The organism is Arthrobacter sp. Leaf69 (genome assembly GCF_001422645.1).
GTDB lineage: Bacteria > Actinomycetota > Actinomycetes > Actinomycetales > Micrococcaceae > Arthrobacter.
Map to the genome: position 1 here is coordinate 255,138 of NZ_LMLR01000013.1, position 18,881 is coordinate 274,018.

General features: G+C 61.6%; 16 protein-coding genes. 9 read left to right on the forward strand and 7 right to left on the reverse strand.

Annotated elements, in window-relative coordinates; all coding sequences use genetic code 11:
- Positions 1 to 217: 217 nt before the first annotated feature.
- From ASE96_RS14140 to ASE96_RS14150, 3 genes are all read left to right on the forward strand, one after another.
- Positions 218 to 3,466, forward strand: a complete 3,249-nt coding sequence (locus tag ASE96_RS14140; protein WP_442853900.1) for a DEAD/DEAH box helicase family protein — start codon at positions 218 to 220, stop codon at positions 3,464 to 3,466.
- A 40-nt stretch (positions 3,467 to 3,506) separates the two neighbouring features.
- Complete coding sequence (locus ASE96_RS14145) at positions 3,507 to 4,250, forward strand: hypothetical protein (RefSeq protein ID WP_156367608.1); 744 nt, start codon at positions 3,507 to 3,509, stop codon at positions 4,248 to 4,250.
- Positions 4,251 to 5,041: 791 nt separating this feature from the next.
- Positions 5,042 to 6,034: an HNH endonuclease family protein gene (locus ASE96_RS14150; RefSeq protein WP_056431631.1), complete on the forward strand. Its 993-nt coding sequence runs from the start codon at positions 5,042 to 5,044 to the stop codon at positions 6,032 to 6,034.
- 98 nt (positions 6,035 to 6,132) lie between these two features.
- Here ASE96_RS14150 and ASE96_RS14155 read toward each other — a convergent pair whose 3' ends face one another.
- From ASE96_RS14155 to ASE96_RS14165, 4 genes are read right to left on the reverse strand one after another with little or no spacing between them, the layout of a single operon-like run.
- Positions 6,133 to 6,555, reverse strand: a complete 423-nt coding sequence (locus ASE96_RS14155; protein WP_056431633.1) for a hypothetical protein — start codon at positions 6,553 to 6,555, stop codon at positions 6,133 to 6,135.
- A 57-nt stretch (positions 6,556 to 6,612) separates the two neighbouring features.
- Complete coding sequence (locus ASE96_RS19215) at positions 6,613 to 7,227, reverse strand: hypothetical protein (protein WP_156367609.1); 615 nt, start codon at positions 7,225 to 7,227, stop codon at positions 6,613 to 6,615.
- 21 nt (positions 7,228 to 7,248) lie between these two features.
- Positions 7,249 to 10,818, reverse strand: a complete 3,570-nt coding sequence (gene mobF, locus ASE96_RS14160) for a MobF family relaxase (RefSeq protein WP_082492746.1) — start codon at positions 10,816 to 10,818, stop codon at positions 7,249 to 7,251.
- Positions 10,815 to 11,159 (reverse strand): hypothetical protein, encoded by a 345-nt coding sequence (locus ASE96_RS14165; RefSeq protein WP_056431638.1) that lies wholly within the window; start codon positions 11,157 to 11,159, stop codon positions 10,815 to 10,817. The genes mobF and ASE96_RS14165 overlap by 4 nt, the downstream gene beginning before the upstream one ends.
- A gap of 420 nt (positions 11,160 to 11,579) precedes the next feature.
- On the opposite strand from ASE96_RS14165, the gene ASE96_RS14170 reads away from it, so the two are divergent.
- From ASE96_RS14170 to ASE96_RS14185, 4 genes are read left to right on the forward strand one after another with little or no spacing between them, the layout of a single operon-like run.
- A complete protein-coding gene (locus ASE96_RS14170) occupies positions 11,580 to 12,068 on the forward strand; it encodes a hypothetical protein (protein ID WP_056431642.1) in 489 nt (162 codons plus the stop codon).
- Entirely contained in the window at positions 12,065 to 13,093 is a 1,029-nt protein-coding gene (locus tag ASE96_RS14175; protein WP_056431645.1) for a hypothetical protein, read from the forward strand. The genes ASE96_RS14170 and ASE96_RS14175 overlap by 4 nt, the downstream gene beginning before the upstream one ends.
- Positions 13,090 to 13,539: a hypothetical protein gene (locus tag ASE96_RS14180; protein ID WP_056431647.1), complete on the forward strand. Its 450-nt coding sequence runs from the start codon at positions 13,090 to 13,092 to the stop codon at positions 13,537 to 13,539. The genes ASE96_RS14175 and ASE96_RS14180 overlap by 4 nt, the downstream gene beginning before the upstream one ends.
- Positions 13,540 to 13,570: 31 nt before the next feature.
- Positions 13,571 to 14,722, forward strand: coding sequence for an alpha/beta hydrolase (locus ASE96_RS14185; RefSeq protein WP_082492747.1), 1,152 nt, complete (start codon positions 13,571 to 13,573; stop codon positions 14,720 to 14,722).
- Positions 14,723 to 14,760: 38 nt separating this feature from the next.
- Here the strand turns inward: ASE96_RS14185 and ASE96_RS14190 are convergent, their stop codons facing one another.
- Positions 14,761 to 15,792: a DUF4192 domain-containing protein gene (locus tag ASE96_RS14190; RefSeq protein ID WP_056431653.1), complete on the reverse strand. Its 1,032-nt coding sequence runs from the start codon at positions 15,790 to 15,792 to the stop codon at positions 14,761 to 14,763.
- A 508-nt stretch (positions 15,793 to 16,300) separates the two neighbouring features.
- Entirely contained in the window at positions 16,301 to 17,197 is an 897-nt protein-coding gene (locus ASE96_RS14195; protein WP_056431656.1) for a DNA/RNA non-specific endonuclease, read from the reverse strand.
- 407 nt (positions 17,198 to 17,604) lie between these two features.
- On the opposite strand from ASE96_RS14195, the gene ASE96_RS19720 reads away from it, so the two are divergent.
- Entirely contained in the window at positions 17,605 to 17,730 is a 126-nt protein-coding gene (locus tag ASE96_RS19720; protein WP_268753761.1) for a hypothetical protein, read from the forward strand.
- Between the two features lie 164 nt (positions 17,731 to 17,894).
- A complete protein-coding gene (locus tag ASE96_RS14200; protein WP_056431659.1) occupies positions 17,895 to 18,095 on the forward strand; it encodes a hypothetical protein in 201 nt (66 codons plus the stop codon).
- A 52-nt stretch (positions 18,096 to 18,147) separates the two neighbouring features.
- Here ASE96_RS14200 and ASE96_RS19220 read toward each other — a convergent pair whose 3' ends face one another.
- The gene (locus ASE96_RS19220; protein ID WP_056431663.1) at positions 18,148 to 18,615 is read right to left on the reverse strand and encodes a hypothetical protein; all 468 of its coding nucleotides are present in this window, start codon (positions 18,613 to 18,615) and stop codon (positions 18,148 to 18,150) included.
- Positions 18,616 to 18,881 lie beyond the last annotated feature (266 nt).

Below are 18,881 nucleotides of genomic sequence, written 5' to 3' on the forward strand. Positions count from 1 at the left end.
TCATCTAGGCTCCAGAGAGAAGATCAACAGAGGAGTGGCATTGGGGGATGTGAACAGCAACTTTGCTGTACTGCAGGCTGAGTGGCCGGGTATTGCGAAGGAAGCGCGGCTCGCCGAGCTATACGCGCGGAAGGACCCACGGTCTTCGCTGCTCTACGCTCGCAGGTCAATTGAGGCGCTGTTGGATTGGCTCTACGAAGCTGATGGCTCTCTCACGATGCCCTACAAAAGTGATCTCAACGGCTTGATGTCGGACCCGACGTTCAAGCGGCTCGCGGGCGAGACGATCGTGGGCAAGTTCCACCTCATTCGCAAGGTCGCGAACAGCGCCATCCACACCAACGCTGCCATCACAGTCCAGCATTCTGAGCAGACCATTCGGGAACTCTTCCACGTCTGCATCTGGCTTGCGCTTCGCTACACCCGGGATCCAGCCAACCGCCCAGCCTCAACTGTTGCATTCAACGGACAGTTCCTCAGCCCGACGCCGAAGCCGGGCGTTACGGTGCCCGCCGAGAAGCCCCGCACCGCGGGTCAGACGGCCAAACTCGCCGAAGAATTGGCCACCAAGGACGCGGCGCTGGCCGCTCAAAAGCAGGACAACGAGCAGCTTCAGGCCCAGCTTGTGGCCCTGCGTGCCGAGATCGCCCGGGCAAAGGAAGAAAACAAGAAGCTCCCGGACAGCCATGACTACTCAGAAGTCGAAACCAGGGTCTACATCGACCTCTATTTGGGCGAATCAGGATGGGCGCTGGACAACGCCGAGGATCGAGAGTTCGAAGTTCACCACATGCCCACCCACGCCGGCCCCACCACGGGAACCGGGTTCGTGGACTACGTCCTGTGGGGATCGGACGGCAAGCCACTCGCCGTCGTCGAAGCCAAACGCTCAGCCAAGTCACCCTACGACGGGCAGCAGCAGGCCAAGCTCTACGCCGACGCACTGGAGACGGAGAAGGGCCAGCGCCCGGTCATTTACTACAGCAACGGTTACGAGCATTGGATCTGGGACGACGCCTCCGGCTATCCTCCCCGGCCGGTCCAAGGCTTCCACACCCGGAACCAGCTCCAGCTCATGGTGGACCGCCGTAGCACCCGGAAACCTCTTGCTACGGCGGCCATCAATACCGAGATCGCCGGCCGCAGCTACCAGCAGGCCGCCATCCGGGCCGTCACCGACGCCCTGGAAACGGACAAGGAACGCAAGGCGCTGCTCGTTATGGCGACGGGCTCCGGCAAGACCCGTACCGTCGTCGCACTGTCCAGCCTGCTGATGCAGGCAAACTGGGCCAAACGTGTCCTGTTCCTGGCCGACCGGGTCGCACTGGTGGACCAGGCCGCCCGCGCCTTCAAAACCTATCTTCCCGGATCATCGCCCGTAATTCTGGGCCGCGGCGTGGAGGCGGACAGCCGCATCCACATCGCCACGTACCCGACGATGATGAACCTGATCAACGAACGGACCGACGACGGCACGGTCCTGACGCAACGATTCGGTATCGGCCACTACGACCTGATCATCATCGATGAGGCCCACCGCTCCGTGTACCAGAAGTACCGGGCCATCTTCGATTATTTTGATGCCTTTCTCGTTGGCCTCACGGCCACCCCGCAGTCTGAGGTGGACCGCAACACATACTCCCTGTTCGACATCGAGGACCACGTCCCCACGTTCGCTTACGAGCTGACGCAGGCAATCTCCGACGGTTACCTCGTGCCGCCCCGGACCGTTTCCATTCCGCTGAAGTTCCCAGTCGAAGGAATCCGCTACGAGGAACTATCCGAGGAGGAAAAGGAGGACTGGGACTCCGCTGAATGGGATGAGGACGGGGAGATCCCGGATGCCGTGGATCCGGCCATCCTGAACACCTGGCTGTTCAACGCCAACACCGTGGACAAGGCACTCGAAGTGCTGATGACCCGCGGGCACAAGGTCGCCGGGGGAGACCGGATCGGGAAGACGATCGTTTTCGCCAAGAACCAGAAGCATGCCGAATTCATCGCCCAGCGGTTCAACATCAACTACCCGCAGTACGGGGGCACCTTCGCGAAGATCATCACGCACAGCGTCAACTACGTCTCCACCCTGATCGATGGCTTCGCCCGTGCTGAGGACAGTCCGCACATTGCCGTGTCCGTGGACATGCTGGACACCGGGATCGACGTGCCCGAAGTGGTCAATCTGCTCTTTTTCAAGGTGGTGCGCTCCAAGACAAAGTTCTGGCAGATGGTGGGCCGCGGCACCCGGCTCAGGCCGGAACTGTACGGCCCCGGTGAGGACAAGCAGGACTTCTTCATCTTCGACGTCTGCCAGAACATTGAATACTTCAACGCCGAACTGCCCGGTTCCGAAGGATCCCTGGGCCAATCCCTGGCGCACCGCAGCTTCGCCGTCCGGACCCAGCTGCTGGCCGAAGTCCGCACCGCCGGGCTCGACGGCGACTTCGTGCCGGCACTTCAATCCGGCCTTGTGGGGCAGGTTGCGGGGCTGCCCCGGCAGAACTTCCTGGTGCGCCCGCAGTTGGAGTGGGTGGAGAAATTCTCGAAGCCCGCTTCGTGGGGAACCCTTACCACGCAGGATCTGACAGACCTGCAAACCAAGCTGGCCCCCTTGGCGACAATGGCTTCCGCCGCCGATACGGAGGAAGCCAAACGCTTCGACCTGCTGATGTACCAGGCGCAGCTGGCCTCGCTGACCTCCGCGGCGGCCGTCGAGCCTTACCGCAAGAAGATTGTTGAGATTGCGTCCGCCCTGCAGGACCAGCCGAACATTCCTGCCATCGCGGCCCAGATGGTCCTGATCCAGTCGATTCTGGAAGGCGAGGAATGGGGCCAGGTCTCGCCGCAGTGGCTTGAGCTGATCAGAGTGCGGCTCCGGGGGCTGGTGCACCTGATTGAGAAGAAGCGTCGCAGGGTGGTCTACATGGACTTCGAAGACACCCTCGGCGAGATCGTGGAAGGTGAGCTGAAGGGGATCGTGACCGGTTCGGTTGATCTGGCCCGGTACCGCGAGAAGGCCCGACTGTACCTTCAGGGCTTTCTGGACCACATGGCCATCCATAGACTCCGCCGCGGGCTGCCCCTGACCGAGACCGACCTTGCTGAACTCCAGCGCATGCTAATTGAGAGCGGCGCGGGTTCACCCGAAGAACTTGAAGCAGCCACTAAGCAGGCACAGGGTCTAGGGCTTTTTGTCCGGTCACTGGTAGGCATGGACCGGCAAGCGGCGTTGGACTCCTTGTCCGAGTTCGTGGGCGACAAGACTCTCAGCGCCAATCAGCTGCATTTCGTTGACATGATCGTCCAGCAGCTCACCGAGAACGGCGTCGTGGATGTCGGCGCGCTGTATGAGTCACCCTATAGCGACGCGGCCCCTGCCGGGCCGGAGAGCTTGTTCCCGGAGGCGGATGTGGATTTGCTGGCTGAGGCGCTGAACCGGGTGCGCGTTTCGGCGATGGTGGGATAAAGGCGCGCCTTGGTTTGGTCTGATTGGGAGGGAAGTGTCTGTGGAAGCTGTGCCGGGTCCTGCCATGTCGATGGTCGGAAAGCTGCTTGAGGAAGTCTCGTGGGAACACGCCACCAGTTACCGTCAAGGCGGCCGGGGACGGGAGAACGTACTGAGCGCAGAAGTCATGATGGCCCTGGACTTCCTTCCCCGTGATCGCTTCCTCGGTGCCGCAATTCGTGCAGCGACCGGGGCCGACCGCGCCAGGAATGTCCTGATCAATGAGATCGAAGAAGCCGAACTTCGATTCCTGCCAGGAGATATGACGCTCGCACCGAACCGGTCAGGAAAAGACCACCTGGTGGTGCAGCCAGATGCTCTCATCACGTCTCCGAACTCTTTCGTCTTGGTCGAGGCCAAGCGTGTCCGAGCGAGTTCGTTCCAGCCAGAGCAGCTGGCGAGGGAATACGTGGCAACGATGGCGCATGCAGACAATCGAACTCCTCTGATCCTGCTGCTGGGTGCGGAACCTCCAGTTCTGGTTCGAGGCCGTGGCCGGATGAGCATCGAAGACGCCATCTCCTCCGAACTTGAGTCCGTTCTGTTACGCGCCAACAACGAGCAGCTGGCGATGGAAGGGCTGGTCGAACGGATCCATGATGTCTTCTGCTGGATTACCTGGTCGGAACTCTCGGCCGTGATTGGCAGTCAGGCTGCGGGATTCGTTACGGCGGACCCGTCTGTGGACGCTTCCGTCCAGCGCCTCGCAAATTCCGTAGGTTCGTCGATTGCCTGGCATGCGTAGCCGGAGTCAGGAGCATTACGAGACTGCCTTCAATGACTTGGGTACATGCATGCCCACAGCGGGGGCAATATCTATCCCGGGGGACGGCTGAGCTCGACGTACGTTCGGTAGCTGGCGAGATGATCGCCACGGGCATACGGCGGCCTCCGTTCGGCGTCTTCACGGACCAACTCCGCTACAAGGCGATGCGTGAGTTGACCCGTGCCCACACGCAGCCGCGACGGAAACGGTGGACGGACCTCTTCAATAACGGTGGCCACTCATAACCGGTGAGGCCATGCGGCATTCCGCAACGAGAATGGCCCACCACCGAGCGCCGCACTCAAAAGTGCCGCTCAGCGTTCCCGTAAACGGAACGGAAGAACCGCCTATTCGGGCTGCGATTTAACCGCTATCCCTGGTTAACCGTCACAATCCGTGCACCGTACGGAGAGTTGCAACGGAAAGGCAAATTACATGCATTGCCCGTTTACACGGCCTCTGTGGCCCTCGGGCATCGGCGACGCTTCGAGGTAGGACTCGCAACGATGACTAGGTGGACTAGGCCGAGCCCGTTCGTTCTGAAGGACCGACGTGGAGGCTGGACATCGGCCAGCCGGTGTCCAGTAAAAGACAAATGAGTTGGATTTGCGGCGTTCGGTGGGATGCGTGGTGGTGCAAAGTATCGTGTAGTCCATGAAGATTGAATCCGAAGACATTGACATAGAGAGCCTCCTTTCGGGGCGGTACTTCACACTCGCGGCAAGGACCTTGCCGTAACTGACTTGATCAAGAATCATTTCAGCAAGCACATGAAGGCAAAGAGCTCGGTAGACGCCGTCAAGCTCAAGTGGGGATCAATTCTCAAGACGATTCATGATTCTTCAGCCGACATAACCTCCGATGCGTTCATCCACCACTTCTGGCTTTCGAGGTACGAGGCAGTGCCTTTGAAGAAGCTGTATCCTGTAATGAAGAAGAGAATAACTTCCAAGGAAGCGCCGACGTACCTTACGGCATTGGAACATGACGCCGGTTACTACCGTGCGATCCACGAACCGTCCTTTATGTGGGAAAAAGGTGAGGTAAGGGCGGCGCGGGCACTTGCGGCCATCCAGCTCTTCCGATTGGTGCAGCCTACGCCCGCTGTGCTCTCACTCGTAAGAGCCTTCAAAGACAAGAATATCAAGCTTGGAAAAACGGCCGAAGCCCTCGAAGCTATCGAGAATTTTCACTTCGCCTTTACGGCCGTGACGTCATCCCGTTCCTCAGGCGGTATCTCGGGAATGTACTCGTCATTCGGGCGCAAGCTGTTTGAGTGCGGCGACGATGCGAATGCCGCAGCCATCGAAATAAGACTCTTCATTGACAAGCTGCGGTCACGCCGCCCTCCTCTTGATGAATTCAAAGTCGGATTCAAGCAGATTCTATATACGAGTGCTAATTCTAAACAAAGAAACCTGGTCCGCTACATCCTTCGGAAGTTCGCCGAGGAGGGCACATACCGATTCTCGGTTGATTTTGAGGACCTGACTATCGAGCACTTGGCTCCCCAAGACCTAATCGGGACTGATGCATGGAATGAAGAGACAATAGGTCAATTGGGCAACCTTTTCTTCCTGGATCCCAAAATGAACGGCAAACTAAGCAACAGGCCATTTGTCGACAAATTGGCGCTGTTGGAGGCCAACAGCTGTAGTGTTCCCGAGTTTATACGGTCCCGCCCGGAATGGGACGAAGCTGCGATCTTGGCACACACCGACGCGATGGCCGAGTTGGCATACTCCAAGATCTGGGCGATTTGAGCGGACAGGCGCGCACACCTAGCATGGTGGACCCCACACGTAGAGGACGGGCCCCACGCAGCCCGGGATAATTCCCGGGCTCGGCGGGGCCCTTCCTGCTATTTTTTGAAATAGTTCAAAAAGGACTCGACTTCTTGAGACTTGTTCGGGCAGAAGTAGGCGACGGTCAGGCGCACGCCGCTCACACCTCCGCCCGTGGAGTTGCCGCCGACGGAGCGCACTGAAACGCCGAGGCTAGTGCCGGTCTTCTCGCAGACTTGCTGCTTCATGAAGTCGGCGAAGCTCTCCACGTTGTCGGGCACGACGCCGAGGGCCGCGAGGTCTGCCTTGTAGGAGCCTGTAGTCGGGACGGTGGACGGCGTGGGCTTAGGCGTAATCGTCACGGTCTGTGTCACCGTCGCTACGGCGGTGGAGCTGGCGGTGGTTGGTGTGGCTGGATCCGCGCTGACGGCGGCGCCGCTACATCCAGTCAGAATAGTGATGGACAGGAGCGCGGCGCCGGGAATGGCGAGTTTTTTCATGGTTCCCCCAATAGTTGATGAAGTGTCGTTGGGCACGATACCGGGCAAGGGCGACATTTAGTCTTCACGCACACCGAGCCAGCGTTTGCTGCTGAAAAATGCGGAAAGGCGCCTCTCGCAGCCTCGAAAGCCATTGCGCGATGCCAGTTTGTGGGCCTCTGATGGGGCCCAGGCAAGGCAAGCTGGACCTTGAATGTAGTAGGTGCTTGGCCAAGGGGCGCCCGGCCTGACTTGGGCTGGATCCGGGGAAATTAGCAAAACTGAGCCGGGCCAGAGTGGATCGGGAAGCGCTTCGATCCATGCGCGCTGGACGTGGTCGAAGCGGTTCCACCTGATCGTTATCCAGGATCCGGTGGGTTCGAGGGAATCGACGCTCAGAACTGTCACCTCTGCTGTGGTGCGGTGCGCCAGCTTTGCCTCGTCGAAGCGATTCCACTTTTCGTTTGCGGCCGCTGTCCAAAAACGAAGCCGGCGCAGGCGCGCCAACCAGACGGCGCCGGCAATAGTGGTGGCCAGGAGGGCTGCAAGCGCTGTCGCCTGCAGCAGCAAGGTAGGCGGCCAGCTGGCGACCATGGTTCCCATAAGGTATGTGACACAAATCGAGAGGGCCACGCTGGTCAGAACCAACGCAGGTGTCGCAAGCTTCGGCTTCAGGACTGGGTTTGCATCCATTGGACTACCGTCTCGACCAGTCTAGATTTGCCAGCCGACATTGATAAGCCGGACTTCCCAAATAATCGCATCATCAGGCAACGTCGAAGCCTGCCGGAAACTGGCATACGACAGCGCGGATTGGTCAACAAGACGGGCGATCCTTGCACGCTGCTCCTGTTGTTCCCAGTCGTATGAGCCAGGAACTGGTCCCAGGGGGAGGGGCGAGTCATCGATACCCCATCTGTCCCTGTGGATGGCGGCTCGGCGAATGACGTCCGTCGCATGCTCCGGAAGCGTATTCGGACCCAAGGTCGCCCCGAGCACCCGTTTCCATTCGGTGTCACCCATCATGGCGTCGCGGGCTACACGGGTCATCCGCTGCTGGATCCGGTCCCGAACCTGGTTGATCATGTCGGCCAGATCGGGACGAGAGGTGCGGACAGTTTCAGCCAAGGGATCATTTCCATTCGTGGGCATCCCGGTCAGAAACTGACGGAGTCGGGACTGGACCACCGCTGCCATATCTCGAGCAGACGCTTCTGTTCGCAGAGCAGCGATGACAACACGTTGCGTGCTTGGACGGCTAACGCCAGTGGCCTGGCGCCACGCTGCGACAGTCGCGCCCCACGAAGAAGACTGCTGAATTTCGGAGGACCTGCCGGGCGAGTGGGCATCAAGGAACCCCGCCAGGTCCTCGGCGGCTGCGATTTGTGCGAGGTAGCCGTATTCAGCACTGAGGCGCTCCAGGGTGTCCGCCTGCGACTGCTCGGCCTCGCGGACTTCGTGGGCCGTGCGTTCTGCTCCCTCGGCGGCAAGGACCTCACCAAGGATCTGGCGCCACGAGGACGGCAACACGGGATCCAGAGGCTCGTCGGCCGAAGGGTCGTTTTCGCTGACGTATGCGTGGTTTCCGGCTCGTCCGCGGGTCATGCTCACGTACAGCAGTTCACGGGTGAGCCGGCCCTGGGTGACTACGGTGTGTCCGGTGTCCACGGTGATTCCCTGCGAGCGGTGGGCCGTCGTCGCGTATCCCAGCTCAATTGAGGCCTCAACGTATTCCCGGCCAAGAATGATCGTTGCGCCGGTGTCCCGGCGAACCGCGGTCAGCGAGCCGTCGCGCCTGCCTGTACGGACGACGTCGAGCACTGTTCCGTTCCGGATGAAGTCACCGCTGCTGTCGGTGAAGCTGCGGTCATTGTGGCGGGCAATGACGGTGTCGCCAGCGCCGGCCCGCGACCCGTCGCTCAGCGGCACCGTGTGTTCCGCATCCACGGAACCCTGGATGACGCGGTCGGCCTGGGCGCGCTGGTTGAGCATGCTGACCGTGTCATTGTCGGCCGCAATGAGAATGGACGACTTGCCTTCCTGGAGGTCCGATTGCCAGCTCAGATAGGCTTCGTCGACCATATCGACGTACGAACCGTGTTGGATACGTTGGTGCCGGTCATAGTCAGCGACGGCCGCGAAGTCACCGGAACGGAGCTTGAGCGATGCGTCCTGCTCCCACATTTGTTCGAACCGCCAAATGGTGCTCAGCCGTACTGTCTTGCCTTGCCGGTCGAGCCACCCGAGCGTACCGCCGGCGTCAATGGCGTCCAATTGCCCGGGGTCGCCCACCAGCAGCACCTTGGCCCCGGCGTCCCGGGCTTGCTGGACGAGCGCGGACAGCTGAAAGGTGGAGACCATGGAGGCCTCATCGACGAGGACCAGCTGGTTGGGATGGAAACGCCACCTGTCCTGTTCTGCGGCGAGCCGGGCGGACTTCTGAGCGAGCCGAAGGGTCAACGGACCGGGGGTAGCGCCGACGGTGAGCTGTTGCTCCGTGTCGAAGAACCGTGCAGCCCGATGGCCGGCTCCCTGGCCGACCGACTCGTAGAGCCATTTCGCGACGTTTTCAGTAGTCAGCGCCAGCTCCCGCCCGAGGACCTCGGCGCTCGCCGCGGCCGGCGCCAGCCCGACGACGGTACCGGCCCCGAATTCAGCTTCCCAGGCAGCCTTGACCGCACCGAGAGTGGTGGTCTTGCCAGTACCGGCGGGACCGACGACGGCATCAAGCCGGTTGCCGCTGAGCAGCACCTCGGCCGCCGCCGCGCGCTGGTCACTGTGGAGCTCAATCCGACCGCGGTGTTTGTAGCCGGCGAGCGATTCCATGGTGACCGCCGCGCTCACGGTCGGGCCGCCGTCGTCGTTCCGTGCCGCCATGACGACATCCTCATTGGCGAGGGTCGCCGTGTCTGTGTAGAGCCGGGAGCCGTGGAAGTCGAAGATACTGCGGTTTGCGAAGCGGAGGTCGGGCTGTGCGTTGGCGAGGACGGTGTAACGGTACTCGTTGAGTGGAACGGACTGATTTTCTGCGGCGGTGGCGACGGTATCGATCATGGTGTTGCGGTCCGCCGGCGTGTGGCAGCGGATGTCGGCGCAGACCCGTTCGGCTTCCGCGAGGAGGTTCCACCGGTTCCAGGTGGCGCGTTTCGCCGCAACGCGCTCGCGTGTCAGTGAGCCGACAGCGTCGATCCAGTCGGCCGTGAAGTCACCGGTGCGGTACGGGGCTGCGTGGGAGCGGCGCACGGTGTTGGCGAGAACGAGGCTGGGCTCGAATCCTTTGGCCGCTGCGCGGGCCCGCCACTGTGCGGACAGCTGATGGAGTGGCGCGGCGGACTCCGGTTTGGCGCTGCGGGTGGAAAGGGTTGCCTGCTGGCGGAGCTTGATGGTGGTTGTAGCGGTTGGGGGAGTGCTGTGCCTGGCGGTCCATTCGGCGACGAGGCGGTCGGTTTCCAGATCGATGAGCCGGGAGCGGTTGGAGAATTCGCGGATCAGCACCTGGTCGACGCCGGTGAGTTGCTGGCTGGGGTTGTGCGTGTCCGCGGCCGGCTCTCGGATCTCTGCGTCGGTGCCGAGAGTCCGGTGGAGTGCGTCGAAGAGGAGACCGTTGTAGTGCTCGCTGGCAGCGACCGCTGCCTTGTAGAGCGTCCGTGAATCCAAGGTGACCCACGCATCGTCGGTGATGCGCTGGACGCGGTTGGCGATGACCAGGTGGGTATGCAGCTGCGGATCCCCGGCACGGGACTCCCAATGGTCGAAGGCGGCGGCAATGGCACCGCGGGTGCCGAGGTGGGCGACGCCGTTGCGGCCGGCCCTCGTGTGGATGACGGACTCTTCGAGCCACTGCAGGGTGGCGTTGACGGCGTCGTGGTGGGTCTGGAGGATCTGGTCCTGTAGGGCGCGGGGGCTCAGAGCCCAGAGGACAGACACGGATTTGGGAACGCTGAAGGTGAGGTCAAAGCCGACGACGGCGTGGCGCGTTTCGGTTCGCCCCTGACTGTCCTGGACGACGGTGGGTTGGCCGTGCGGACGGCCCAGGGGAGAGCCGGTGTCCGGGTGGACAGCCTGATCGAAGAGGGCTTTGGCCTCGGATTCCGTGACGACGTCTCCGCTGGTCCGGCTGACGCCTTCCAGGCCTGAACCCAACCAGCGTCCCTGCGGCGTGCCCGCTTTCATGTAGTACGTGGTGGCATCTGCCGGCGTGACCGTCAGATCGTCCAACATGGTGGTCTTGAAAAGGTACTTCAGGCCCGACTGGGCGGATAGCCGGGCGATGGACATGGTCATTGCTTCTGCGCCTCCCGATGGCGGCTGGAGGATGTCCACCCTCGTCGGCGGAATACGGCTTTCGTGGTGTCGTCTATTTCGAGGCCGGTGGCCTGGGATAGAGCCAGCAGCCTGCCTGCCAGGTGGACCAGGTCTTGGGCGTCAGATTTGTGGTCGGTCTGGTGACGGTCGATGTCGGCGCGGAGGCTCTTGATGATGGCTCGTTTTTCCGCGTTCTCTGCTGCCAAGTGGTCGATGTCCACGGCTTGGGACCGGAGCTGGACACGGAGTAAATTGAGGAGTTGGCTGCTCTTTGCGAGGGCTGCAGAAAAGCGGGCCTCGGCGTCGTGCTGGCCTGCCACTGGGGCAGTTGCTTTGGCGCGTGGGTCCGGCGTAGCGAGTGCGGTGGGAGCCGGTGGCGCCCCCTTCGCCGTCTGCCGGCGTCGACGATCACGTTGTCTGTTGGCGCAGCGGGTAGAGCAGAACCGCTGTGACGTGCGCGACGGCTCGAAGCGCTCGCCGCATTCCCGGCAAATCTTTCCGCTCACAGTCGTTCATCAACGCCGACGCGCCCTGCGACATGACTTGCCGTGAGTGCGCGCTCACGGCGATAACCTTGGATGCCAGAGGTGTGAGGGTGGTGGTTTTTTGTGCTCTGGACATGTCCAGAGCACAGGCGTTCAATGGTGGTAGGCGAGTCTTGGCGGGTCATTTGAGCGGGCTGATTCGTCGAAGGACAGCGGGCATCGATACGAGCCAGCGGTCCAGATGATGGGATTCCTATGGGACATTTTGAGGACTCTGAATATTCGTCGGCGTGCAGCGCTGCGGAGGGCTTCCGAGCGCTGAACCTGCCAAGCCGTCTTTCCTTGGACCGTCTGATCTCGATCATTGAAAGGGCCCGCGGACGGCGGATTGAGATCGACGTTTGTGAGTCCTTGAACAGCGGAACGGTCTGTGGGCTGTGGCTGTCCACGAACACTCGGGAGATCATCCTGCACGCGCCGACGCCGTCGGCGCTTCACCGCCAGCAATTTATCCTTCACGAACTCGGACATATGGTGCTCCGCCACGATGAGGCGGTGGTGTCCGCGAACTACGCCGAGACCCTGTTTCCTAATCTTTCAGGCGAGAAGGTCTCGCGCATCCTGGGGCGCAGTGACTTCCTGGATCACATCGAAGCCGCCGCCGAGACCCTGGCGGATCTCTTCGCCGCTGCAATCCGGGACAGCAGCATTGAGCCCCGCTCGTTTGAAAGGATTTTGGGGTGATCCAGGTCTTTGCCGCCGCCGTGATCTGGGGCTTAGTCCTGTGCCTAATTCCAAGCATGAAGCGGCGCAGCGACCACAGCATCATGGTGGCTGCCGTGACTATTGCCACCGCACTCACCCTGAACGTCGACACAATCTACCTCGAGGGAGACCGGCTTCTCGGAGGCCGCAATGTCCTCGACCTGGTGGCCAACATCTTCATGGTCGTCGGGATCTACTTCTTGTCCCGGGCGATACTGCGGGCGGCCGATCCAGACGAGACGATGGACCGGCGCAACAGGGGCGGATTAGTTCTTCTGGGACTGGTCGTCGTCGCACTGATTCTGAGTTTCAGCCTGGTTGATGCCCCGCGGACGTCCACCGCTTTTATGAAGGACTATGGCGGCCAGTGGGCAGCCGCCGCGTACTCAAGCATCCAGTTCCTCTACATCGGAGCGGTGGTGACCGTCACCGGCTATACGTGCTTCAAGTTCCGTGGCGAGATGGCTAGGCCGTATTTCCGGCTCGCACTCACTTTCATCGGCGTAGGGTGTTCCTTGGCCGTGATGCTCGTTCTTGCGGTGCTGGGCATGGATGTCTTGCACGTGATGGGAGAGATCGAGTCGATGATGCGGCTCTCCTATGTGTACGACGCCGCGGTATTCGGAGCCATGGCGTTTCTGTGTGTGGGCCTTGCCCTGCCGCCCATCGCGCGTGGCCTCGAGCGCAGGTCCGATTCGCGGGCCGCCGCCGTCCTCCTCGACCGCTTGGCTGAGCCTTGGGAACGAACCACCGCGGCTCGCGCCGGCGTTCGGCTCAATGTTCCGGCGGTAGCCGGCGCCCCGCGGGATGCGTCCAAGCAGCGACTCCACCGGATGCTGGTTGAGATCCGTGACGCCCTCCTGGTCGACCCCGAACTTGCCAAGTCACTAGGGCAGAGTGATATTCAGGTACTGGCTGAAGCGGAGGAGTATCTCGGAACCCGGCTTTCCACACCCGGGCATTGGGGAGCCAGGACGTCAATCAAGGGGGAATTGAAGTCATGACAGACAGCGACCGCGGGCTCTCCGAAACGCCGCAAGCACGCCTCGCCCGAAAGTTGAATCTCCTCCTGGATCTTTTTGAGGCCCAAGGGTCTTCGCCGTTGACCTATCCGCAGATCAGCCGGCACATGGAGGAGCGGGGAACGCCCTTGTCCCGCTCCCGGTGGGCCTACATGCGCAGCGGAGACGGTCCCATGGCGACGGACACCGCACTTCTACGGAACCTTGCCGACTACTTTGGCGTCGACTCCCTGTACCTCCTGGACGACGCAGGGGAGATTCCCGATTTGGTCGATGCCCAACTGCAGCTGTTGCGGACGCTAAGGGAAAAGCGCGTCAGGAATTTTGCAGCCCGTCAGCTGCAGGCGATTTCCCCCGCCACCCTGCTGCGTTTACGCCAAGTAATCGACGACCGCATGAAAGAACCAGAGGACGACGGCGGTGCGTAAGGCGGCTGCAGGCGTGGTCATCGGAGGTGCCATGACTGGCGCCGCAGCGCTTCTTGCTGCTGTCTATTTCGCGCGTCAGATTGTGGTGCCCGCATCGCGGCGAGTTGAGGATCTGCCGATTCTCCGGGTTTTCCGCGACAACACCGCTTCATTGCTGATTGAACTGCCTGCGTCGCCCCGGACCACGGTTCCGGGCCGCTACAGCATCTGGTTTGCCAATGGCGCAGGCCACGCCTGTATCGGAAAGATCGTGGCCACCGACGACGGCGCATGTCCCGCCGCCGTCGGGACGGTGACGCGACTGGTTGAACGGGTTGACTCGGGGGACCTGCTGAGCGCCAAGGCCGGGATCTGGAGCGGGTACGTCTATCCAACGCCGGACCCGCTGGGCCTTCCCTACAAAGACGTGGGAATTCCGGTGGATAACGGCATGGCGCCCGCCTGGCAGTTCCCACCCTCTGACGCCTCGCCAGGAGATTCCGGGACCTGGGCCCTCCATGTCCATGGACTGGGAGGCAAGAAATCCGGCGCACTACGCGGTGTACCCGTGGCAGGCCGGCTGGGGTACACCTCTCTAGTGGTTTCATTCCGGAATGATGGGGAAGCGCCGGCGTCAGCTGATGGCCGCTACCACCTGGGACAGTCCGAGTGGCGCGACGTCGACGGAGCTGTGTCTTATGCCCTGGATCAGGGCGCTAGCCAGATTGTGCTGTTCGGTTGGTCCCTCGGCGGCACGATTGCACTTCAGTTGACCCTGGAGTCGGAGTTCCGGGACCGCATTGCCGGGCTCGTTCTCGATGCGCCGGTCATTGACTGGACGAGCACGCTGATGGCCAACGCCCGATCCAGCAAGCTTCCGCGCTGGATTGCGGCCCTGGGGCTGCGGATTCTTGAGTCACCTCGGCTGTGTTGGATCGCCGGGCTGGGTACAGCCTTGAATTTGGGTGCCCTGGATGGGGTGGAACGAGCGGGCGAACTCCGCCTTCCTGCCCTGGTGATCCACAGTGAAAGGGACCGGTCGACTCCCTTTGCGGTTTCCCGCCGGTTCGTTGACCGCCGTCCTGATATAGCCACACTGGTGACGTTTCCCTCTGTGGAGCACACGCAGGAGTGGAACATTGATCCGGAGGGGTGGGACGGAGCGGTGTTTGCGTGGCTCCGAAACCGTGTGCAGTCAGGCTGACTGCCGGTTCCCGGGAAGGTCAATCTCTCTATACGGGTTCAGGATGCCTCAAGCCCGCGATTCCGATACGCCGTGTTCCTATCCATGGTCCAGCCAGCGACTATTCCTCGACCGATCATTTGGTCGCTGAGCCTGGCCAGGTAGTAGCCGGGGTCGGCCTCCAGGGCGAGTTGCAGGAACTGGTGAGCCTTGCTGCCTCTGCCTTCCCACCAATTGATGAAGGCGATGGCGGTCAGGATGGGGGCGGAGTGTCTGGTACTGCTGCGTGTGTAAGCATGTAGCAGCAGTTGCTCTGCCCACTCGACCCGGGACCAGTGCGGCTTGCTGTTCGTCTGGGCTAGGAGGACACGGTCCATGGGTTCGTCGATTCCGGGTATGTCCGCCATGAGTTGATCGCGAATGGTGGGGAACTGAAGGTTCGCGATCAGGCTGATGATTTGCTCGTCGTTTGGGTACGATTTCGCGTCCAGCATTTCCGTCCAAAGCGTCCGGGCCCGGTCCATGACATCTCGGACGTTCAGGCTCTGCATTGATTCCATGCAACTTTCGACGGCGTCCGCCGTCTGGGTTTCTTTGGTCGAGGCCGGCAAGGTGATGCGGTTAGTAGGGGCGATGGTGCTGCCGCGGTAGACGAACTCGGCGTTGATCTGGCTGGACTGCGTCGACGTAAGGGGCAGCGATGGTCCGCCCATGGGGTCGCCGTCGTATTGGGAAACTGTGTCGTCTCCTACAAGGAGGCCGTCGCGGATGGTCATTCCCCGCACGGCCAGGGCCCCTGTTAGTGCCGCAATGGTTGCGGCGTGCGGCCTCGAGCGGCCGGCCTCTGGGGGCAATGACGTGTATAGGGCGAAGACAACGCTGGCGGCCTCAGCGTCGTGGGCTAAGTATCCGGCGATGGTTTGTGCGTAACTCATTTCTGCTCCGGGCTGCGGCAGGTCAACGCGCAGTGTGGCCCCGACATGATTGTCGACAAGGGTGATGCAGACGAGGCTCTCGCGGGGCCAAAAGCCCAAGGTGTGCCCGATGAAACTGAGAACGTCGGCGGGCGTTTTGATGGTGAACATTTCCATGATTCTTCTCCTTCAGCGACTGGCGGGCACCGGGCGTGCTTGTCAGATTTCGGCGTCGTTCTGATAGAGGAGTCACCGCTGGGTATGAGGGGCCGGAGTGCAACTTGGGGAACCGGGAACGATCCAAAACTTCGCGAGGAAATAAGCGACGGAGGAGCGCCGAGTGAAATTTTGGATCGCGACCGGCGCAGGGCGCCCTGGTTGCGCGGAGGGCCCGCCCAGCGATGATGGGGGATCAGAATGACTAACAGCCAAGATGCTTCTGGACATTCATGGATGAGCGGGACTTAGGCGGCATGACGCCAGCGAGTTTCGTGCCAACACCGGCCCGGAGCCTGTCGGGTCGGGCCGAGTGCTGGAGGGATTGTCGGGACCGAGCAAAGCGTGTTGGACGACGGGCGGTCGTGGACTTTCAGGCGCCCAATCCTGGGCTGGCAATTCCACAGCAGCTATCGACGACGGCATCAGACTTGAGCGGGAGATTGGCGCGCCCTAGCGGGGTCCGTTCTTAGCCGTTCGGTTCGAAGTCAAAATCAAGGTCCTGGAGGCTTCTGAGACGTCGCCAAGTAGAAGCGACAGGGCCGGCGGGCAGGGTTGCTGAAATGGGCATCCGGTCCACGGCGGTTAGTTGTTTCAGATCGAGGCCGGTCAGTACCGCGATATCTCTGACGGGGACCTGGAATGTTCGGAACGGACCTAATGGGGGAGCTTCGTCGAGTGCTCCAGGGCGGGGTACATCCGGGAGGTCCGCCAGTTGAGGGGTCTGGTCCAGAACGTATCCGGTGGCAGCGAGGGAGCCGTGGTGCATGAATGCGGCAACTTTGAAGAACTTCAGCGGGATCTGCACGCCGCGGTAGACCGGGTCGGTGGCACCGAAGATCGGGCCCGTGAAAACGACGAGTCGCCGGCCGTTGTCGGCTGCGTTGTCCTGCAGGTAGGACTCCAGGCCGAGCCAGAGTTCCATCCCCTGGTTAAACTTGGCCGCCTGTGGGGCTGCGTTCGTGTAGTGGAACGTGTCCACGTTGGCCCGGGTAGCTTCCTCCCGTGTCTCGCCCCACACTGCTGATGCCCTGCGGACGAGGTGGCCGCGGTCGATGTTGTTGCCGGCATAAACCTTCTCGCCCGTCTGCTGGTCCGCGCGCAGTCGCGGATCCAATCGCCACTGGATACCTGACCTGTCGATATCGATTAACTTGGTGCCGTCAATTCCGAGCGCAGTGACAGCTGCCAGGCGCTTGTCCAACCGCAGAAGGACGGAAAAGTGGGTGTAGGGGAGCAGAACCGACTCGACGCCTTCCAGGGCGGGAACGTCAACCCGAACACCCAGAAACTGTTCATCGAAACCGGGACGCTCGGAAAGATCCTCGATATTCAATCCGTGCTCGCTTTGCACTACTTCATCCATCGGCCGACCGTATCAGTGCCCGGCGACAGGAGCACGGACGCATAGATACGAGGGCGTATCAGATGAGGAGTCCAGTCGTGGTGTTGAATGTACCGTTCACCCCCCGTAACCGGGCATTCTTGCGGGCGGGTCTTACGGGAATCGACCGACCCAGGAAACGCGGAGATCGTGATCCGGAAATACAGAGTGGCGCTTTCGCCGGCGAAGGACCGGCTAACGGGCGCCGGCCATCATGCCAGAACCAGGGCAGATCAACTAAGGTGCGTCTCGCGATGAGGACGACGCTCCACCGGCCGGACTCCTTTGGGACGGGCATGCCCGGATTCAGGGTCAGCACTTTCCTGACGTGCTAGATTCTTGTTGGATACGATAAAAATATCGTTTTTTTATTCAGAATGGAGACAGTCGTGGGACGACCACCCGGCGCGACGAATAAGACCCCTAGAGAACTCAGGGCAGAGGCGAAGCGTCTCAACGAGAAGGCTAAATATATCGAGAAGCTTGCCGCGTTGAAGAAGGAGAAGAAGAAGTAGGACGGCCCGGAACAATTCGGGAACAGGGCCTCAGCGTGGGTCAAAACTAGCGGAAACCCGTCAGGGCCTCGAAGAAGCCCTCTATTCATACGCGAATCGCCAGCATGCCGCCACGCTCTCCGCGGCGTTCATAGATCGAACGAATTCACGAAGGTGAGGATCCGATGCCCACAGGGGCGAAGCATCAGAAGTTTACCGACATAGAAGACGAACCGGGCATCTCCTACGGCGAGGACTGCCGTTGCACAATCGGTGAGGATCACAACAGCGGTGACGACACCGCGCTGAGCAATTATCTCAGCGAGTCGGACGCCGAGGATATATGGCTTTCTAGCGGAATGGACGAGGACTACGACTTCCGCTAGGCACTGCCTGGGAGATCGAATCCGGCGAAATCACCGACGAGGATCATGAGCCCTAGGTTTCGTCTTCGGAAGAGGCGTCTGCGCCTTCTTGCTCTCGGCCCCCATCTTCGTAGGCGTGGGGGCGGGCATACCGATGGCGCTGGAGCAGAGACGCCAGGAAGCCGAGCCGGGGGCACTTTCGGTCATCAACCGGCTGACTCGGCGCGGAGGCGCTGGTGACCAGCTGCTGGCCGAGGACCTGCTGGCCGGTCTGCGCCGCGTGCCGCTGACTGGCCGAGTGGTGCCGGTAGCCTTCGAGATGCTCAGCACCGTTCTGGAAGGGGATCCCGAGCTGTCGACCGGTGGCTACCTCGACCTGCGCACCGGGCAGGTGTACGACGACAGCGCCACTGACCCGATGATGGTCGGTGAGGACGCCGCCATCGACGTGGAGGAGGAGCCGGAGCGTTGGCTTCGACTCAACCGCGCCGGTTCGCGGAACGGCTGGCGGGACAAGGCGTCCTTCGCCGAGCGGCAGCACGATGAGACTCTCCGAGAGCGGCTGGAGCGGGCGATCGAGGGCAAGGTGCCTTCTTCCGGTTCCGCGACCTCGTCCACGGCGAGAACCTTAGCGAACAGTGGTACGCCTTCTCCGCCGACCGCCAGATGGGCCGTGCCCGCGAGTTCCTCGCTGACCATGGCATCCGCGTGGGCTGACGAGCCGGGACCCGTCAGCGCCGGCGCAAGACCGTGCCGCCCGCACCGTACCGAAGATTGCACCTGTGACGATGATTGTGGCGGGGGATG